The organism is Actinomyces israelii DSM 43320, from assembly GCF_000711965.1.
GTDB lineage: Bacteria > Actinomycetota > Actinomycetes > Actinomycetales > Actinomycetaceae > Actinomyces > Actinomyces israelii.
In genome coordinates this window covers 53,386-73,445 of sequence record NZ_JONS01000006.1, presented here as the reverse complement: position 1 = coordinate 73,445, position 20,060 = coordinate 53,386, and the positions used below count along the sequence as shown (strand labels likewise).

At 68.5% G+C, this 20,060-nt stretch carries 10 protein-coding genes; 8 read left to right on the top strand and 2 right to left on the bottom strand.

The window, feature by feature from the left end; genetic code table 11:
- The first annotated feature begins 58 nt into the window (after positions 1–58).
- The 6 genes from O145_RS04315 to thrC all read left to right on the top strand — a co-directional run bounded on the left by O145_RS04315 (position 59) and on the right by thrC (position 9,715).
- Positions 59–568, top strand: a complete 510-nt coding sequence (locus O145_RS04315; RefSeq protein ID WP_043560200.1) for an NUDIX hydrolase — start codon at positions 59–61, stop codon at positions 566–568.
- On the top strand, positions 565–2,955 hold the full coding sequence (locus tag O145_RS04310; protein WP_229118344.1) for a DUF6049 family protein: 2,391 nt from the start codon (positions 565–567) through the stop codon (positions 2,953–2,955). The genes O145_RS04315 and O145_RS04310 overlap by 4 nt, the downstream gene beginning before the upstream one ends.
- Positions 2,952–6,692, top strand: coding sequence for a lipid II flippase MurJ (locus tag O145_RS04305; protein ID WP_043560197.1), 3,741 nt, complete (start codon positions 2,952–2,954; stop codon positions 6,690–6,692). Before O145_RS04310 ends, O145_RS04305 begins: the two co-directional genes overlap by 4 nt.
- A 95-nt stretch (positions 6,693–6,787) precedes the next feature.
- Complete coding sequence (gene trxB / locus O145_RS04300; protein WP_043560194.1) at positions 6,788–7,714, top strand: thioredoxin-disulfide reductase; 927 nt, start codon at positions 6,788–6,790, stop codon at positions 7,712–7,714.
- Positions 7,715–7,744: 30 nt separating this feature from the next.
- On the top strand, positions 7,745–8,071 hold the full coding sequence (gene trxA, locus O145_RS04295) for a thioredoxin (RefSeq protein WP_043560190.1): 327 nt from the start codon (positions 7,745–7,747) through the stop codon (positions 8,069–8,071).
- 219 nt (positions 8,072–8,290) lie between these two features.
- The gene (thrC, locus tag O145_RS04290) at positions 8,291–9,715 is read left to right on the top strand and encodes a threonine synthase (protein ID WP_043560187.1); all 1,425 of its coding nucleotides are present in this window, start codon (positions 8,291–8,293) and stop codon (positions 9,713–9,715) included.
- A gap of 107 nt (positions 9,716–9,822) precedes the next feature.
- Here the strand turns inward: thrC and O145_RS04285 are convergent, their stop codons facing one another.
- A complete protein-coding gene (locus tag O145_RS04285) occupies positions 9,823–10,410 on the bottom strand; it encodes a sugar O-acetyltransferase (protein ID WP_043560184.1) in 588 nt (195 codons plus the stop codon).
- A 308-nt stretch (positions 10,411–10,718) separates the two neighbouring features.
- Here O145_RS04285 and O145_RS04280 point away from each other — a divergent pair, with 308 nt between their 5' ends.
- Positions 10,719–12,026: an aminotransferase-like domain-containing protein gene (locus O145_RS04280; RefSeq protein WP_043560182.1), complete on the top strand. Its 1,308-nt coding sequence runs from the start codon at positions 10,719–10,721 to the stop codon at positions 12,024–12,026.
- 9 nt (positions 12,027–12,035) lie between these two features.
- Positions 12,036–13,022 (top strand): D-alanine--D-alanine ligase family protein, encoded by a 987-nt coding sequence (locus O145_RS04275; RefSeq protein ID WP_043560179.1) that lies wholly within the window; start codon positions 12,036–12,038, stop codon positions 13,020–13,022.
- Positions 13,023–13,576: 554 nt separating this feature from the next.
- On the opposite strand, the gene O145_RS18915 is transcribed toward O145_RS04275, so the two are convergent.
- Positions 13,577–13,894, bottom strand: a complete 318-nt coding sequence (locus O145_RS18915) for a M23 family metallopeptidase (RefSeq protein WP_267489913.1) — start codon at positions 13,892–13,894, stop codon at positions 13,577–13,579.
- Positions 13,895–20,060 lie beyond the last annotated feature (6,166 nt).

Genomic DNA, 20,060 nt, shown 5'->3' with positions numbered 1-20,060 from the left:
GGACTCCCCGCGAGCACCCGAACGGCGCCCACCCAGTCGAACCGCCTAGAGTGTCCTCATGCCCTCTCACCGCGCTCGCAAGCCCCGCGCTGGCTCATCGCCGCGGCGCGCGAGTGCGCGTTTCCTGCCGGTGGTCGATGAGACCAGCGCCGGCGGGCTCGTGATCGACGTCCAGGGCGGGCGGGCAGTCACCGCCGTCATCGCACGCCGCAATCGCGGCGGACGCCTCGAGTGGTGCCTGCCCAAGGGCCACCTCGAGGGCAGTGAGACCGCCGAGGAGGCGGCCGTGCGCGAGATCGCCGAGGAGACCGGCATCTCCGGCCGCGTCCTGCGGCACCTGGCTACCATTGACTACTGGTTCGCCGGTGACGACCATCGTGTCCACAAGGTCGTTCACCACTTTCTCCTTGAGGCGATCAGTGGCAGCCTCACCACGGAGAACGATCCGGATCACGAGGCTGAGGAGGTTGAGTGGGTGAGCCTGGACGACGTCGCCCGCCGCCTGGCCTATCCCAACGAGCGGCGCATTGTCGCCGCTGCACGCGAGATTCTCGTGGGGGACGGGTGATCCCGAACAAGCTCCGTCGCCGTCTCTCCCGCTCCCGGGCGCGCCTGCTGATCGCCCTGGTGACAGCGGTGACCGCCTCCGCCGCCCTCGTGAGCCCTCCTCCGAGCACCGGCGCCACCGTGACGGACGCGGCGAACGGGCCGGATATGACGGAGCTGTTGCTCGCCCCGGCCACCCAGGCCACATCGACCGCTCAGCCCGACGCCGCAAGCACCGCCGCCCCGACGACCCCGCCGGCGAAGGCCCAGATGATCGACGGCCAGGCGACGCTCTCGGTGGACTCCCTGGCCCCCGAGGTCATCACCTCCGGGCAGGACCTCACCGTCTCCGGCACCATCGCCAACGGCACCGGCGACGCCCTGGAGGGCCTGTCAGTCACGGTCCAGATGGAGGGCTCCACAGAGGTGACCGTCACCGGCCTGGAGTCGTGGCTGGCCGGGGAGCGCGACTCCGCCATGCGCTCCGTCCACCAGGGCGACCTCGGCGAGAGCATCGCCTCCGGCGAGGTCAAGACCTTCTCCGTGACCATCCCCGCCGACAGCCTCCCCCTCGGTGACGAGCAGCAGTGGGGCCCGCGGGGCCTGGAGGTGACGGTGTCCAAGGGCCGCACCGCCGTCGCCCAGGACCGCACGCTCCTCGTGTGGGACACGGGCGCCAAGGCCGGCCGGTCGCACGTGACGACGCTGATCCCGGTGACGGCCTCGACCGGGGACCTGGAGCTTCTGACCACGGGCGCCGAGCCGCCCGCGGACGCCGCTCTGGCGGGCCTGCGCAAGCGGATCACCTCCCTGCTGGAGCTCGCCGGCGACGGCGTCGTCCTGGCGGTGGACCCGGCGCTGCTGGAGGCCCTCGGGGTCACCAGGGAGACGGTGGCCGCCGCGACGCCCTCGCCCGCGCCCTCCCCGAGCCCCTCCGCCACGGGCGACGAGGCCGGTGACGAGGAGAGCCCCGCGCCGACGTCGTCCCCCGACTCCTCCGAGACGCCCTCGGCGAGCCCCTCGCCCGGGCAGTCCGCAGGGCCGTCGGCCACCGCCTCCCCATCGGACTCCCCGTCCCCGTCCGACAAGCGGCCCGGCCAGGCCCTGACCAAGACGCTCGTTGAGGCCGTCGCGGCCGGCGACGTCGTCGCCCTGCCCTGGAGCGACGCGGACATCGCCGCCCTGACCCACCTGGGGGAGACCGACCTGCTCGCCGACGCCTACAGCCGCACCGAGGGCTCCCAGACCGTTGCGGCGGGCGCGCCCGCGTCGCTGGCCTGGCCGGCCGGCGCCCTGGACTCGGCGACGCTGGACGCACTGCCCGACTCCGTGCAGACCGTCGTCACCGACCCAGGGGACCTGCCGGTGGAGGAGGACCTGACGTACACGCCCTCGCAGGTCACCAGCGTCGGCTCGCGCACGGTGCTGACGCCCGACGCGAACCTGTCCGACACCCTCGGCGGCACGCTGGTGACCGACGAGTCCTCCACCGACCTGTCGAGCCTGGACGCCACCCAGCTGCTGCGCGCCGAGACGGCGATCATGACGCGCCAGGCCCCCGCGCTCAGCCGCTCCGTCGTCGTCACCCTCAAGCGGAGTGACGCGGCCGGCATCGACACCAAGGCGCTCGCCGAGCGCCTCAAGGCGCTGCGCGAGTCCTCCTGGACCTCGCCCCAGGGGCTCAGCGCCCTGACCGCCGAGGCCGCCGCCCAGCAGGACGAGGGAACGAAGGTGCACCGCGCCGACGCGCCCGACTGGGTCGTCGGCGACCAGGAGGCCTCGGCGGCCGACCTCGCCGCCGCGCGGGCGACCCGGGACTACCTCAGCTCGGTGACCTCGATCCTGCCCGATCCGCAGGCGGCGATCGGCTCGGCCTCCGATGTCGTGGCGCGCACCGCCTCGGCCGCATGGCGGTCCGATCCGCCGGGCCGCACGTCCATGGCGGAGTCGGCCCGCGAGCGCGGCGCCGCGGTGACCGCGAGGCTCACGGCGATGCCCTCGCGGACGATCAACCTGATCGCCGCCGAGGCCAACCTGCCGGTGCGCATCACCTCGTCCCTGAACCAGGACGCCACCGTCGTTGTGCGCGTCCTGTCCGGCTCGGCGCGCCTGCAGACGATCAAGGACGTCATCCTCACGGTCCCGGCCGACGGCCAGACGACCGCCACCGTGCCGGTCAGGGCCGTGGGCAGCGGAGACGTCAACCTGACCATCATGCTGCTGGCCAACGACGGCACCGCCGTCGGCGCCCCGCAGACCATCCACATGCGCGTGCACGCCGACTGGGAGTCCAGGGGCACCCGGGTCATGGGGGCCGGACTCGTCATCCTGCTCGTCGGCGGCATCGTGCGGACCGTGCGTCGCGGGCGGCGCACGACAGCGCCCCACCGCGTCGAGGAGAAGACATGAGCGGCAAGGACAACAGCTCGTCGATCGCTCGTTCGAGCGCCGTCATGGCGGCCGGCACGCTGGCCAGCCGCCTACTGGGCCTCGTGCGCAACGCCCTGCTGATCGCCGCCCTGGGGGCGACGGCGTCGGGCGCCGCCGAGGCCTTCAATATTGCGAACAACCTGCCCACCCAGCTGTACAACCTGGTGATCGGCGGCGTGCTCAACGCGATCCTCGTCCCGCAGATCGTGCAGGCGCTGCGCCGGCGCAACGGCGAGGAGCTCGTCAACCGGCTGCTGACGGCGGCCTCGGCCGCCATGGCCGCGGTCTCGGCCGTGCTAACGGTGGCGGCGCCGCTGGTCATTATGCTCTACGCCTCGGGCCTGGACCAGTGGCAGCCGCTGGCCTTCGCCTTCGCCTTCTGGTGCATGCCGCAGATCTTCTTCTACGGCCTGTACGCCCTGTGGGGGCAGGTGCTCAACGCCCGGTCGAGCTTCGGGCCCTACATGTGGTCCCCGGTCCTGAACAACGTCATCTCAATCGCCTCGATCATGGCCTACCTGCACATCTACGGCCGCTACACCACCGGCCAGAGCCCGGAGATCTGGGACGCGGGCCGCATCGCCCTGATCGGGGCCACGACGACGGCGGGCATCGCCATCCAGGCCCTCATCCTCTACATCCCCCTGGTGCGCTCGGGCTTCCACCCGCGCTTCGTGTGGGGGATCCGCGGCATGGGCCTGGGAACGATGTCGAAGGTGGCGCTGTGGGCGCTGCTGGGCACGGCGGTGGTCTCGCTGGGGGACATCGCGACGGCGAACCTGGGCGCCCGGGCCGTCACCGAGGCCTACCTGCCGCAGTACGACGGCGTCGTCGTGCCCTCCAAGACGCTGTACGACAACACCCAGCTGGTCTACATGCTGCCGCAGTCGCTGGTGACGACATCCATTATCACCGCCCTGTTCACGCGTATGAGCGAGAAGGCCGCCGCCGGGGACCGCCGGGGGGTGCGCGACGACCTGTCGCTGGGGCTGCGCAGCGTCGCGGTGTTCACCATCCTGTTCGCCGCGGGCATCGGGACCCTGGCCACGCCCTCGCTCCAGCTCTTCGTCCCCTCGCTGTCCCTGGCCGAGGCCACCGCCGCGGGCCCGATCCTCACGGTCCTGGCCGTCGGCATCATCTTCCAGGGCATCTGGTTCACGACCCAGCGCGTCATGCTGGCCTACGCGGACACCAAGCGGCTGCTCCTGGCCGACACCGTCGTCGGCATCGTCCCGGTCATCGTCTGCCTGGCCGCCTACGTGCTGGCGCCGGCCAACCACTGGATGACCTGGGCGGCGGTGGGCTCCATGCTCAGCCAGGTGGGCGGCTCGGCGATGGTGATCCCGCTCATCAGACGGCACCTGCCCGACCTCGACGGCCCCCGCGTCATCGCGACCTACGCCCGCCTGCTGGCGGCGGCGGTGCCGACGGTGCTCGTCGGGGCGGGCATCCGGGTGATCCTGGGCCCGGCCGACGGCTCCCTGACCGGCACCAGGCCGACGGACGCCATGGTCACCGTCCTCGTGGCGGCCCTGTTCATGACGGTCACCTACCTGGTGGCGGCGCGCCTGCTGCGTGTCGAGGAGCTCGGTGTGCTCTTCGTCCCACTGTCGCGCATTGTGGCCAAGATCGGGCGGCTCCTGCCGGGGAGGGCGGGCGAGGCGGTCCTGCACCTGGCCCACGTCCTGGCGCCGACCTCCGCCGACCGCGCGGGCACCGAGCTTCCGCCGTCGTACCCGCCGGCCTACCGCCCCATGCTGCGGGCCGTGGACGCGCCGCGCCCGGCGCCCGCCCCGCCGCCCGCGGTTCCGGCCCCGCCGCCCACGGTCGCGGACCTGGCCGCCCAAGCGGCCTCTGTCCGAGCACTGACGCCCGGTACACTCGCTCCACACGCACTCATGCTCTTCGGCACGGGAGGAGGCAACCTCATGACGGATGCGACCCCGATCGGCACCGGGCGCTACGCACTGGCCGCCACCCTGCCCGCGACGCTCCCACGGGTGGTCCGCCACGTCGGGCGGGACACCATTCTCGACCGCACGGTGACGATCCTCATGCTCACCGACGCGACTCCCCACCGGGCCGAGGTCCTGGAAGCGGCCAGCCGCGCCGTCCTGGTGGAGGACCAGCGCATTCAGCGGGTCTTCGACGTCGAGAAGGATCACCCCGCTTTCATCGTCACCGAGCCCGCCGACGGGCGCCCCCTGTCCTCCCTGGTCAGCCAGGGCCTGGACGCGGCCCAGGTGCGCGCCATCGTCGGCGAGGTCGCCCAGGCGCTGGACGCCTGCTCCCGCCGCGGCCTGCACCACCTGAACCTGTCCCCGGAGGCCGTCCGGCTGCGCTCCGACGGCACCGTCCAGGTCACCGGCGTCGGCATCGAGGCGGCCATCCTCGGCCTGGACCCTCACGGCGCCGGCGACGAGGGCGACGACGCCGACCCGCTGGAGGCCGACCGCACCGACGCCCGCGCCCTGGTCGAGCTGCTCTACTACGGCCTGACGAAGCGCTGGCCGGGCAAGCGCGCGGGGCTCCCCTCGGCCCCGACGACGTCGGACGGGGTGCCGGTGCCGCCCTCCATGCTGGCGATGACCATGAGTCCGGACGACGCCGACCTCGACGAGCTGGTGGCCCGCGCCTGGTCCGCCGCCGGGCCGACGTCCGCGGCCGAGGTCGCCAACGCGCTCGGGACCTGGGACGCCTCGCTCCTGTCGCAGGCGGTCTCGGAGGCCGCCTCGCCGTCGTCGCCGGACGCGCCTGATGCCCCGCGCGGGGTGCTCTCGCGCCTGCGCCGGGCGACCGGGACGCGCCCGGACTCATCGACCGCGGCCGTCGAACCGGACTCAGACGACTTTCAGACGGGCGCGGACACCCAGGCCGCCGCGGTCGCCCAGGCGCCCCGGAGCTTCGCGCCGGCCGCCACCCAGGCCGCCGCGCCGCCGCCGGACCCCGCGTCGCCGGCCGGCGCCATGGCGCCGGCCGTGGGGCAGGGCGGCGCGCAGAGCTGGACGCCCGGTGCCAGGCCCGCCCCCGCGCCGCCGGCGAGCCCGCCGCTCACCACGGGCGAGGCCCTCCGCGCCGAGGAGGAGGAGGTCGCGCGCTCGGTGTCGCGCACCACCATGGCGATTATCAGCGGCATGGTCGTGGTCATGCTGGTGGGCGTCATCTACGCGGTGCACAGCATTCTCGGCCTGTTCAACCTGCCTTTCTTCGAGCCCGACATCCCTGCGGCCAGCACGCTGCCCACGCCGGTCGAGCAGCAGGACGAGCAGACCAGTGAGCCCTCCAAGGTGCCCATTACGATCACCGGAGCGCGGGCGGTCAACGAGACCGGGGGGGAGGGGGACCATCCCGAGAACGCGGGCAAGACCGTCGACGGCGACCCCTCCACGACGTGGGAGTCGCAGCACTACAGCACCTCCAAGTTCGGCAATCTGAAGGGCGGCACGGGCATCGCCGTGACCCTGGAGCAGGCCGCCGAGGTCTCGGGCATCGACATCCAGGGGACGGGCGGCGGCGGCTACGTCCAGATCCGGGCCACGAGCCCGGAGGACCCCACCGGCGGCACCATGCTGGCCGAGGGGGCCTTCACCTCGGGAACGACGAGCTTCGACTTCACGCCGACGTCCACCCAGTCGATCGTCATCTGGGTGACCGAGCTACCGACCGCCTCGGACGGCCAGCCCAAGGTGAGCGTGTCGGAGATCACTCTTAAATAGGCATATCTTAGGGAACATCTGTTTTTCATGGACTGTTCTATGACTCGCAAGGCATCCGCGACTCGCGGGCCCCATTCGTCAGTGTCAGGAGAGTCATGATCCACGACGTCGTCATCGTCGGTTCCGGCCCGGCCGGGTACACCGCCGCGATCTACGCGGCACGCGCCCGGCTGCGCCCCGTGGTCCTCGCGGGCTCCGTCACCGCAGGGGGCGCGCTCATGAACACCACCGAGGTCGAGAACTACCCGGGCTTCATCGAGGGCGTCATGGGACCCGACCTCATGACCCGGATGCAGGAGCAGGCCGAGCGCTTCGGGGCCGACATCCGCTATGAGGACGTCACGGCCCTCGAGCTCACCGGCGACGTCAAGCGCATCACCACCGACGACGCCGTCTACGAAGCCCGCGCCGTCATCATCTCGACCGGGTCGGAGTACCGCAAGCTGGGCCTGGAGGACGAGGACCGGCTGTCAGGGCACGGCGTGTCCTACTGCGCCACCTGCGACGGCTTCTTCTTCAAGGACCAGCCGATCGTCGTCGTCGGCGGCGGGGACTCCGCCATGGAGGAGGCCCTGTTCCTGTCCCGCTTCGGCTCCTCGGTGACAGTCGTCCACCGCCGCGACGAGCTGCGCGCCAGCGCCGTCATGGCCAGGCGCGCCCAGGAGGACCCGAAGATCGACTTCGCCTGGAGCTCCAGGGTCGTCTCTCTCAACGGCCTGGACGCCCTGGAGTCGGTGACCCTGGAGCACGTGGCCACCGGGGAGCGGCGCGACATCCCGGCGGCGGGCCTGTTCGTGGCCATCGGGCAGGTCCCGAGGTCCGAGCTGGTCGCCGACGTCCTCGAGCTCGACGACGCCGGCTACATCGCCGTCGAGGCGCCGTCCCAGCGCACCGCGGTCCCCGGCGTCTTCGCCTGCGGCGACGTCGCCGACCCGCACTACCAGCAGGCGGTCACCGCCGCCGGCTCCGGCTGCCGCGCGGCCTTGGACGCCGAGCACTACCTCGCAGCTCTCACCGCCTGACCATCCACCCGACTTCTCTGGAGGAGAACCATGTCCAACGCTCTTGCCGTCACCGACGCCACCTTCGAGTCCGAGGTGCTGGCCTCGGAGGTGCCCGTCGTCATCGACTTCTGGGCCGAGTGGTGCGGCCCGTGCCGTCAGATGGCGCCGGTCGTCGATGAGGTCGCCGCCGAGCTGGGCCCGCGGGCCAAGTTCGTCAAGGTCGATGTGGACGCCAACCCGGCCACCGCCGCGTCCTTCGGCGTCAGCTCCATCCCGACCTTCGCCGTCGTGAGCGGCGGGAAGGTCGTCCACCGGTTCTCAGGCTCGCGCCCCAAGGGCTCCTTCACCAAGGAGGTCAGCAAGGCGCTCGGCTGATCCGCCGGCCCTCCGCACGCCCCGCTCGCCCGCCCCGGAGCGGGGAGCGGGGCGTGCGGGCCGCTGTTCTCGACGGCGGCCCCGCACGCCCGTCTGCGCCCCGGAGCCCGGCCGAGGCGGGCGCCGTCGAGACCCGGCGCATCGGTGTGGAGCTCGGCTCGCATGCGGGTCCGCTATAGACTCGAGGCGGCCGCACACCGACGACGCGAAGGCACGCCCATGCGCTTCATCTCCACCCGCGGCGGGATGGCCCCCGCCGACTTCACCGAGGTGCTCCTGTCCGGGCTCGCGCCCGACGGCGGCCTGGTCGTGCCGGAGAGCATCCCTGCGGTCGACCGGGGCCGGCTCGAGCGGTGGCGGCCGCTGAGCTACCCCGAGCTCGCCGCCGAGGTCATCGGCCTGTACGCCACGGACGTCCCGGCCAGCGACCTCGCATCCCTGACCGGTGCGGCCTACGGGCCCGGGCGCTTCGCGGCGCCCGTCGTGCCCGTGAACCGGCTCGACGACGTCGCCGACGGACTCGGGCTCGTCGGGTTGTCGGAGGGACCGACCATGGCCTTCAAGGATCTGGCCATGCAGTTCCTGGGCCAGGCGATTCCCCATGTGCTCGGCCGCAGGGGACAGGTGCTCAATATTCTCGGCGCCACGAGCGGCGACACCGGGTCCGCGGCCGAGCACGCCTTCAGGGGCCGGAAGGGCGTCGCCGTCTTCATGCTCTCCCCGCTGGGGCGGATGAGCGACGTGCAGCGCGCCCAGATGTACTCGCTCGACGACACCAATATTCACAATATTGCGGTCGACGGCGTCTTCGACGACTGCCAGAGCCTCGTCAAGGCGCTCAACAATGACGCCGCGTTCAAGGCGGCATATTCCATTGGCGCTGTCAACTCCATTAATATCGGCCGCATTGCCGCGCAGGTCGTCTACTATGTGTGGGCGTGGCTGCGGATGACCGATGAGAAGGAGCGGGGCGCCGGCGCCGAGGTGGATGTCGCCGTGCCCAGCGGGAACTTCGGCAATATCTATTCCGGCCACCTGGCCCGCTCCATGGGGGTGCCGATCCGGCGCCTCATTCTGGCCACCAACGAGAACAATGTTCTCGACGAGTTCTTCTCCACGGGGATTTACCGTCCGCGCAGGGGCGCGGAGACGCTGGCGACATCGAGCCCCTCCATGGACATCTCCAAGGCGTCGAACCTGGAGCGCTTCATCTGGCAGCTGCTCGGCCCCGAGGAGTTCGGCCGCCGCTGGCCCGCGCTGGAGGCCGACGGCGTCCTCGACCTGTCCGATCACCTGGTACGACTGGGCGCCGAGTTCGGCTTCGTCTCGGGATCGTCGTCCCACACCGACCGGCTGGCCGCCATCCGCCGGGTGCACTCTGCCACGGGCAGGCTCATCGACCCGCACACGGCCGACGGCGTCACGGTGGCGCTCAGGCTCATGGAGCCGGGCTTTCCGACCCTCGTGCTTGAGACGGCCAAGGCCGCGAAGTTCGGCGGGACCGTGACCGAGGCGCTGGGGCGGGCCCAGCCCGTCCCGCCGGAGATCACCGGGCTGCTCGCGCTGCCGCAGCACGTGGAGACCATTGCCGACGACGAGGCGCCACTGCGCGCCCTCATCGAGGCCGGAGCTCTGCGCGCCTGACCGGCCGCTCCCCGCCGCCCCTCCCACGCCCTTCCGGCCGCCTCCTTCGCCGAGATCGGTTCAGCTCCGGCTCGAGACCGGTTCAGCTTCGCGCCAGAATCAACGAATCAGTCCTTCTTCTCGGCATTGAGCTCCCGGAGCCTGCGGGCAGGGACTCCGCCCACCACGCAATTATCCGGAATATCCTTGGAAACCACCGCGCCCGCCGCCACGACAACGTTATCGCCTATTGCGACTCCAGGAAGGACAACAGCATTCCCGCCGAGCCACACATCGTGCCCGATATGCACGGGGGAGGCCTGGCCGAGCTTTTCACGCCGGCCCGCAGGATCCAGAGGATGGCCCACGGTTGTGATAAGCGTGTTCGGACCGATCATGACATGATCGCCGATGACCACCGGCGCAATATCAAGAATAGTCACATTATAATTGGCGAGAAATCCGTCACCAACATGAATGTTGGGTCCGTAGTCGCACCGGAACGGCTGCTGCACAGAGAGATCCGCTCCGGCCGAACCGAAGAGCTCCCGCAGAATGCGGGTCTGCCCCTCGACGTCGGCGGGATCGGCGTCATTGAATCTCCGGCACGCCACCACCGCAGACTCCTTGCGGGCCACGACCTCCGGATCCAAGAAGCAGTAGACGTCTCCAGCCTCCAGCTTCTCGAGCTCTGTGCGCCTGTCCTGATCGCTCATGCGATGGCCTCCGTCTTCGAACCTCATCCCCGACCGGGCCCAACCCGGAGGACCGCTTAGGTCCCCTCCCTGCAGGAACTGCGGCGTCGCGCCACCGCGGGAGAGCACCCCACCATTATCGTCCCCGACGCCCTCCAATGGGCCCGGTTTACACATCCCGGCCCCGCGACGGGGCGCATGAACCGGTGTCGGGTCCGACCGGCGCTCCCAAGGCGCTCCGGTCCGTTCTGGGAGCAGAGCGGCGAGGCACGGGCCCGCCGTGGCAGACTGGCCTCCTACGGCGGTGCCCGCCCAGGAAGGACGACGACGTGACTGACGCGAACCAGGTGAAAGGCAATCGGCTCGATCCATGGCTGGACAGCTATGCCGCCCGCGCCCACGGCCTGCGTGCCTCGGAGACGCGGTCGCTCTTCGCCGTCGCCGCCCGGCCCGAGGTGGTGTCACTTGCCGGCGGGATGCCCAACCTCAAGGACCTGCCCCTTGACCGGCTCGCCGACGCCACCGCCCAGATGATCCGCAAGGACGGGGGGAGGGCGCTCCAGTACGGCAACGGACAGGGACTGCCGCGCCTGCGGGAGCAGATCCCGGAGATCATGGCGCTCGAGGGCATTGACGCCGATCCAGAGGACATTATTATCACCACCGGCTCCCAGCAGGCCGTTGACATTGTCACTGAGCTCTTCATCGATCCCGGAGACGTGATCCTCGCCGAGGCTCCCACCTATGTCGGCTCCCTGTCGATCTTCTCCACCTACCAGGCCGATATCCAGCAGGTGGCGATCGATGCCGACGGCGTCATCCCGGAGGTGCTGGAGGAGACGATCACACGGCTGGAGCGCGAGGGAAGGCACGTGAAGTTCTTCTACTGCCTGCCGAACTTCCACAACCCCGCGGGTGTCACGCTGTCCGAGGAGCGTCGTCCTGCCATTATTGAGATCTGCCGCAGGCACCGCATTCTGATAATGGAGGACAATCCCTACGGACTGCTCGGCTTCGAGGGGCAGACCTACACGGCCCTCAAGACCCTCGCACCCGACGACGTCGTGTACCTGAGCTCGTTCTCGAAGATCTTCGCGCCCGGCTACCGGGTCGGCTGGGCGGTGGCTCCACCCGCCGTCAGGGAGAAGATGAAGCTGGCCTCCGAGGCGGCGATCCTCTGCCCGAGCTCGGTCGGCCAGTACTCGGTGTCCACCTACCTGGACAACTTCGACTGGAGGCTCCAGATCGAGGAGTTCCGGGGCATGTACCGCGGCCGCCGGGACGCCATGGTCTCCGCGCTCGGGGAGTTCATGCCCACGTGCACGTGGAACGTGCCCGCGGGCGGCTTCTACGTGTGGGTCGGGCTGCCGGACGGGCTGGACGCCAAGGACATGCTGCCGCGCGCCGTCACCAATCTCGTCGCCTATGTCTCCGGCACGGCCTTCTACGCCGGGGGCTTCGCCGGGCACGATCACGTCCGGCTGTCATTCTGCTATCCCGAGCCCGTGGAGATCCGTGAGGGAGTGCGGCGCCTGTCCGAGGTGGTCGCGCACGACCTCGACCTCATCAATCTCTTCGGCCCGTTCCCCGCCCATCCCACCGAAGGCGTGTCAGCCCCCGCTCCGGATCAGATCTGAGGAATCACCATGACCGAGTCGTCAGAGTCCATGCCCACGACTGCGCCCGCCTCCACCGAGCCGCTCCGCGTCGCCATTCTCGCCGGCGGCCTCAGCCACGAGCGCGATGTCTCCCTTCGCTCCGGGCATCGCGTCGCGTCAGTCCTCAGGCACCTCGGTCACGACGTGCTCGTCCTGGATGTGGACGCGCGGACCATCTCGTCGCTGCGCGCATTCGCTCCCGACGTCGTGTGGCCGCTCGTCCACGGGCTGCACGGGGAGGACGGGGGACTCCAGAATGTGCTCATCGCCCTCGGACTGTCCTATGTGGGGACGCACTCCGACGGGTGCCAGCGCGCCTCGTTCAAGCCGACGGCGAAGGCGACGGTGCGGATCGGGGGCGTGCTGACGCCGGACTCGGTCACTCTGCCCAAGGCCTACTTCTCCCAGCTCGGGGCGCAGGAGGCGCTCGGCGTCGTCGCCTCGCACCTCGGGCTGCCCGTCATTGTGAAGCCCAATCAGGGCGGGTCCGGTCTCGGCGTCTCCCTGGCCCGCAATGCGGACGAGCTGCGCAATGCTATGGTGGCCTGCTTCTCCTACGACGAGCGCGCCCTCATCGAGAAGTACGTTCCCGGCACCGAGGTGGCCGTCTCCGTCGTCGACACGGGGCAGGGGCTGCGGGCGCTCCCGCCCGTCGAGGTCGTCTCGGAGGGGCAGTACGACTTCGACGCCAGGTACAACCCCGGACGCTCGGAGTACTTCGTGCCCGCACGGCTCAGCCCCGAGCTTATCGAGCGCGTGCAGGGCACCGCCATGACGGTGCACCGCACGCTCGGCCTCGGCAACCTGTCCCGCACCGACCTGATTCTCGACGACGCCGGAACCCCCTGGTTCGTTGACGTCAATGTGGTGCCTGGCATGACGGAGACCTCGCTGCTGCCGCTGGCGGCCGAGGCCGACGGCGACCTGCCCGGCCTGTACGACGCACTCGTCCATCACCCACTCGTCCACCCCTGATCCGTTTCCGTCCTCGCGGCGCCCGTTCGCTCTCGGGCTGGGACGTTTCACGTGAAACGTCCCAGCCCGAGAGCGAACGGGCGCGGGGCAGGGGGACCGGAGCCCAGACTGTTCCTCGAGGACGACGACGGCGCGAGTCGCGCAGGCGGCCGGCGTCGCGCTTCGTCTTCGCCCTGCCCTGGACCGCTGGGCTGGCCTCGGGCGATACACTGGCAGGCCAGGGATCTCATTGCCCTACTCGTATGGATGACGCGAGCCTGGCGATCTGCGCGGGCACTGTATTGCGGTGGTGACGCCCGTTATGCGGCCTCCCGTGTGCGATATGCGGGTACGGGGCTCGCATACCGTGCACAGAGCTCCATGCGGTTCCCGGAGGGCAGCATGCACCATCGCCAAGCCGGGGAAGCGACGCCCGCCCTCGGGATCAGCGGGCGTTACGGTCTACCATGGGCGGCGGGCTCTTCCTGTACGAGGCTGGCTGACTGAGCACCACCAGTCCTGACAGCCTGATCCCGCCACCCCCACTGCACCCGGCGTCTCCGGCGTCTACAACGTCATAATGGCCCGCAAGGCCTAGTGATGATCGTGCTCTGCTCGGGGCAGGCACGGGCACGACTTTTACCGGACCAGCGCGTACTCCGCTCCCGCTCGCGAAGCTCCACGAATCGCAGAGGAAGCCCGCGAGCCGTGTTGAGGTCAGGGCCGGACATGGCCTGAATGTGCAGGTGGGGCTGCGTCGACTTCCCGGAGTTTCCACACGCCCCGATCCGGTCGCCGACCCTGACTCGGTCTTCCTGAGCGACGCTCAGCGAGCCCAGCTTGAGGTGCATCAGGCCAACAAAATGCTCAGTGTCCTGGTCGCGGATGATCACGTGGTTATCAGCGATCGCCCCGATTCCCTGCCGGATGCGCCGCCCTGCGTGAGGCTGTACGGAATCAGGGCCGGCAACGAACGACGCGCGACCTGGTCCGGCTCTCCGTCATGGATCGCTATGACCTGTCCGTCGACCGGTGCCGGCAGCGGGCTGCCGAACGCGTAGAACAGTTCCCGGGGGTTCGACGCCGAAAATGGTCGCCGGCCCACAGGTGGGGGCGGTGCGGTCGCGCTCGTCGACCGCCATGAAGTCGAGAGCGTAGGTGGTGGCGAAGAGATCCGACCCATGGCTTGGGATCTGCCGCGAGGGACTCACCTCGGTCAGCCACGTACCGCCGAAGGGCAGGCGTGCGACGACGAAGCCGTCCGGGGTTTGTAGTGATGTGCGGGGGCTGGCCACTATCCATCCTTTTCAAGGCCGACGGCGGGGCCGGCCCTGTCCACGTGAATCACCCCGCGACCTCGCTCGAACAAGCGATGGGCTCGGCAGAAGCGGAGAGGTCCGGGGCTCCCGTCGCGCTGCCTGTGCAGTGCGGGTTCGGCTGTGGACTTCTGTGCGCCGAACGCCATGGCGGCACGGTCGCTGAGCGCTCTGACGCCTTCATGTCACCTTCTTGGAGCTGTCGCCGATCTCTTGAGGCGCTGCATCTCTCTCGAAATCTCACTGTGTGAGGGCGCCGAGCAGCACCACCGTTGGGTAATGAATTATTTTACATGAGTCTCTCTGCGTTCAAGAGGAACACATCTGTCGTCACGGGCGACCGCTCTGAGACAACGGCGAACCGCGTCATGGCCAGCCGGTCATGCCCGCGCTGCGCATGACCTCCTGTTCAAGGCCAACACCGGCACTCGTCGTGCTCGCCGACGTCCGGCGGACCGCTGCGGTCATCCGGGGACCACCTCGGCGTTGTCCGTCTGGAGCGCGCTCGGGCGGATCCTCCGGAGCTCTACGGCCCGGCCACCAGCATCCCTCCACCAGATCAGTACCGCCCCGACGAGCCGCTCACCTCACTCAGCTGGTCATTATGTGCCTGCGCAGGCTCCGCCATATCGTTCGACACAGCAAACCTTCACCCCGCCCAATGCGGCATCGGAGGGGAGCCGGAGCCCGCTGCGCCTCATGTTCCCACACAGCGGATCGCGCTGAGACGATTCGCTAACTGGTTGCAAACGAACCGGTCGAGGCGTTTCACGTGAAATGAGGACCTGATAGCCCAGCCTCAGCGAGCACCTTCGAGGTATTGGCTATACACCCCATCTGTCGAGGCGTGAAAGCACCTCGGTGCTCGATGCATGCCGAGCCGTCCAAGAACAGGGTGCACTGTGCAGACGGTGCCCCCTGAGGTGGCGGGGTCTGCAGCAGCGACCACCCGATCAGTCGTACCGGTTATTGGCATTGCCACGGGCACGGAGAAAGAGACGTCCCTCGCCGCAGCCACCCGATCTTCTTCGTCCTAGTCCCCGAAGCCGAGGTGATGCCCACTGGGGAGGGGAGCGCGGCCGTGCTGCTCCACACCTCGCTGCACGAGTCTGCGCCACCACGTACAACCATCGCCTCCAGGACCGCCCGTCATCCGTCGTCATGTCGATCCCATGTTCAGGACTGGTACATCCAGTCGGCAGCAGCCGTATCCCGATGACAGGGACAGCTACTCGTCCCTGTCATCGGCGTCCTTGCGAGCAGCACCCCTTCGGCATGACCTGTCTGACCTCCGTCCTGGGCCCTTTTCGCACGGACCATCTCCAGTTCCGCTGATCTCTATGGCCTGGGATCATCCGGGCCCATGCTCCGGCGCCAGATCAGCACCGGCCTCCCGTCGTGCGCTGGTGCCCCGCCTGTTCATGGTCGAGAGTCATGCGACGGCATACGGCCAAGTTCAGTCACCCGCATTCTCTATCCACCTCTGTATGACTGAATGGTCTGGGCTGTTCCCCGCGCAGGCCATTAGACCATCTGCCTTCGAGAACTCCCACGTGAAGGCCGCCAGTGCCGTCGTCGATGGGCGGCTACCCTGTTTCACGTGAAACGTGCGGCGAAGGACGGCTCCTGACAGGCTCATTGGGATCGTGTTGCGACCAGCGAAGGATTTCCCTCCCGGGTCGCACGATGAAGTCAGTAGCGGCAGCGTATGTATGAATGCCGCCCTGTTTCGGCCTGCCGACGATATGCGCTCCATGCAACTGCGGGCGATGGTGGACCGCGAGGGTGCCTGTCGGCTACCGCCCCGGGGCAGGACCCACCACACGCTCCAGGCGCCGGGCTCCTTGCCCTGGGCCTCCAGGTCCCTGCGGATCCGCGTGACAGCAGCGTCGGTGTCTGCGCCCCACCTGCGCACCGGCGTCCTGGGAGCCCTGGAGGCCGCTGCCAGGGCCCGCGCCCGTCCCTGCTCGTCAGCCACACGACGGACCCGGTAGCACGACGCCCTCGAAATCTCCCCACCCGCCGACAGAACCCCGAGACGCTCTCACCACTGACAGCAGGACTGAACCCGACAGTCTCCATACGCCGACCAGGCGACAGCTCATTTCCCATGCCACCACTGTCACCGATGTCACGACATCCGAGTGCCTCAGGTCTCCTGAGACACCACAGACGGCGTCACCACGACATTGATCCAGCATGCACCAGGCCTTCATGTCCTCGTCGCAGTGCCGCTGCGCCCGTTCGGTTTCACGTGAAACCGAACGTACCCGACGTAGGTTCCCGCACACTCTGGTCACCGGCTCCTGAGGAGGAGTGCACAACGGAGTAGAGGCCGCGTCCTGAGCCGGGAACTGCAGACGTCGAGCCATACGCCCAGAAGACCGATGAATCGAACCGCTCCCATGGTACTCGATAGGACATGCCCCTCAGCAGAGGGTTTCGACCGGCACCAGGATGTCCACCAGAGCTGTCACTATCGACCCGTTCCGCGGAAACGCTGTCCGCCTCGGCGCGCCTTTCTGGGCCGGACAGCGCGCTATGTTTCACGTGAAACTCACTCCGCCCTGGGACCGGTGAAGCGTACATGGCTAGTCGCCATGGAGTCCCGTGGCGACAGCTGTTCTTCTTCGACACCTGAGGTCGGTGATCTAGGAGAGTCCGTCACTGCGCTGTTGAGCGCTCCTGCAAGCGCTCTCGGTCGCCCGTAGCGGGGGTGGGTGCTGGCGGCAGGCCGCCGTATGAGTGGCACCTCCGACTCCTGTGAGAGGACGCGCGGCGGAAGCAGTATCGACGACTCTTCCGAATGCTCTGCGTTCCCTTTTCCGCAGGAGGTCGGTGCAGCAGAGGCCCCTGTACCTGAGGCAATGCTGCCCACGCCGTGCTCCCACGACCCGTTTGAAGCGCACCGCGGGGTTTTTGTCGCTCCCCGTGTGCGAGCAGGCAGCCCTCGACGCCGACGGCGGTCTGTCAGGGCGGCTCTTGGCGCAGCGGAATCCGCAACACGTGTACTGCGCCTGTCCTCGAGCAGGACGGCGGTCGACATATGTTCTCGTGCGTCTCGCTCAGTGTCAGGAAGCTGGCGGCAGCATCCCTCCCCTTCCTACGCAGCTGTCCAGAATGAGAGTGAGAGGCCATCGTAGTCCAGTCCTGTCAATCGTCCCGGTCCGCGTAGCACGCCACCTCGCACACGTCCGCGGCAGAGACTGAATCTGTTTCACGTGAAACACATGTCCTCAACCAGCTTCTTCTGGAGAAGAGCACGCCCCTCGTCGCCGGGGCGTGATCGGAATCCATCGCGATCAGCAGGCCATGTGCCTACGGGTGTCAACCGTATTCGATTGGTTCCACGACCATCGTGTACATCTCGATCCGCTGGTCGCCAGACTCAGACCTGCGCAATACAGCAAGTGAGTGCGCCCCTTGTCTGCCGGCTCTCCGCGCACTGGTCATCGAAGCGTTCCCAGCACTCCTCTACCGCCCGCCGTATCCGGTGGCGGACCGCCGCTCATCTTCCAGGGTAGCCCGCAGCCTTATGTGCCGAGCAGTTGCTCCGGACAAGACATGGTCTGAGCAGCCCCTGCTTCTGCCTCGGCGGCTGTCGTCACTTCCATATCGCAGCAGTCATTCAAGTCGACTCAGTTGCGCTGAGGCTCACGTGACTCGAAGCTGCACTCGCGCCCGGGCCCTGTTTCACGTGAAACCTCTGCATTGCTTCTCCCAGGAAAATGACTCCTTCCTCGCGCCTCGGTCCTGTGCATTTGGACTTCGGACGCCCTGGAGTCACATGACTCGGGTCGCGAGATCTGGGGCGCCTTGTTGCTAAGTTGCGGCACAGCTGGACCGTCCGAACGGCCATGATCCTGCCTTTCCGTCGCATATTGTGAATGCGGAACCATGGTGACGACCCCGCCTAGGACCCCATGCGGTCCACCCCTCTCACCGGCCTCCAGGTGCAGGGTGAGACATGCTCACAGGCAGGTCGCCGCCCGCAGCGACACCAACCGTTGCCGGAGCCTCTGAGCATCTGCGGACCCCATGCGAACAATGGTCCGTGTTTCACGTGAAACACCGATACCCGCGGACAATCTGCCATCACGCAGCCAACGGCAAGGGTGTCACGAGATTCCGCAGGACCTGCGGTCGCTCCTCTCCTCCGCGACTGACTGACGACAAGACACAACGCATCTTCAGTCTCTCAGACTGTCCGGTCCGCCCGCACCGCCGAGTCGCGGAGTCGTGAGGTCGCCCCCACCCAAGACCGCCCAGTGCCTCCTGGAGTCCGGACCACTCCCGCTCTAAGATCGCCGGACGTCTCAGAGGTGCGCAAGGGTCATATGCTCCCAACCGGCAGCGCAACCGGCCTCGAAGTCGATTGTCTGGCACTCGACATGGAGGCCTGTGCTATTCAAATTCGCTCCCGATCATTCAAGCAATGGCGCGCGCTGCGCGACGCACGAGACTCTACGTGTCCACAGCATCGAACACTGGTGGACACCGATCGTCCCGCTAACGGATTACTCCTACCGCCGTTGCTCCCCGTCTCGAACCACATGGGGAAGACACGCCCCCCAGACCGGTCTCGGAGACCGAAGACGACGACCATGTTTCACGTGAAACCGCTGCATCGCCGCTCAATCGAGACCGATGACCCGATGCCCTACCATGCGCAAGGAGAGCAGCGGCTTCCAGCCCTGGTCGAGCCGATTCCCCGGCCGTCTCACGATGCACGGGGAACAGGCGCCACACCGCCGTCAGTCAACGCCCTATTGCCGACGTGGGACCAGGACCACCCTCCTGTGACCGACAGTGCGGATGTCATCGTGTACACGGACGGGCAGCCCTCCAGGCCAGTAAGAGCTATCGGACACTGCTTCCGACGCCCTCTGCAGGCGAGGCCCGCGACCGGATGCGAGCCCAGTGACGCATCTCTGCTCTCTCGCCTCCGACAGACGGAAAACGCAGAGACATGCTTCGGAGGACCCCCGGTAGTCCGGGTAGACCGAACCGCCTTCTCATCCCGGCAGGCCTCAGGCTGACTCTTCTAGAACTGCTGGACCGCTTTCACAGAGCCCATGCTCCGCATCGGCCCCAGCAGGAACAGTTTCACGCGGGTCGACTATGAACTCAACGGCGATTCCCCGAGCAGCACCGACATGAGCGGGTCGCCACGACCCGGGGCTCGGCCGCCAGCCAGGGCCGCAGACCGCTCTGCTTCCGCCGGCCACTGCGACCGAGCACGCTCACCAACAGCATCGCAACGGCCTGGCCTCGACGGCGCACCACGTGGAGCTGCAACCGGCCGGGGCCAGGAGAGCAGCGTCGTGCCCGAGCGGCAGGCAAAGCTGCCCCCAAGATCTGACGCAGTCCCGCACACGAGTCTCCCCGCTGCGAAAGCGGGCACAGGCCGCACAGCCAGTCCCAGCCGGACTGATGCGGCGCGGATTCGGGCGGACAGAACCCAGCGCCGGCGAGAAGGCGCAGACCGCCCGAAATGAACCGAGCATATGCGCACGGGCATCCGCCCGTCGAATGTCCCACCGGAAAGCCGCTTCCCGCCCTCACAGCGCCACGCCGCGTCACACGCCACATGCACGCCACGTGCACGCCAGGTGCATGCCACGTGCGCTGCACAGAAATAAGCATGCGTAACGGCTACTCCTCTACCGCTCATCGAGTGCGCTCCACCATGCCAACTTATGTGCTCAGCGCACACAACCGCACTGCATCCCCGGCCCACGTA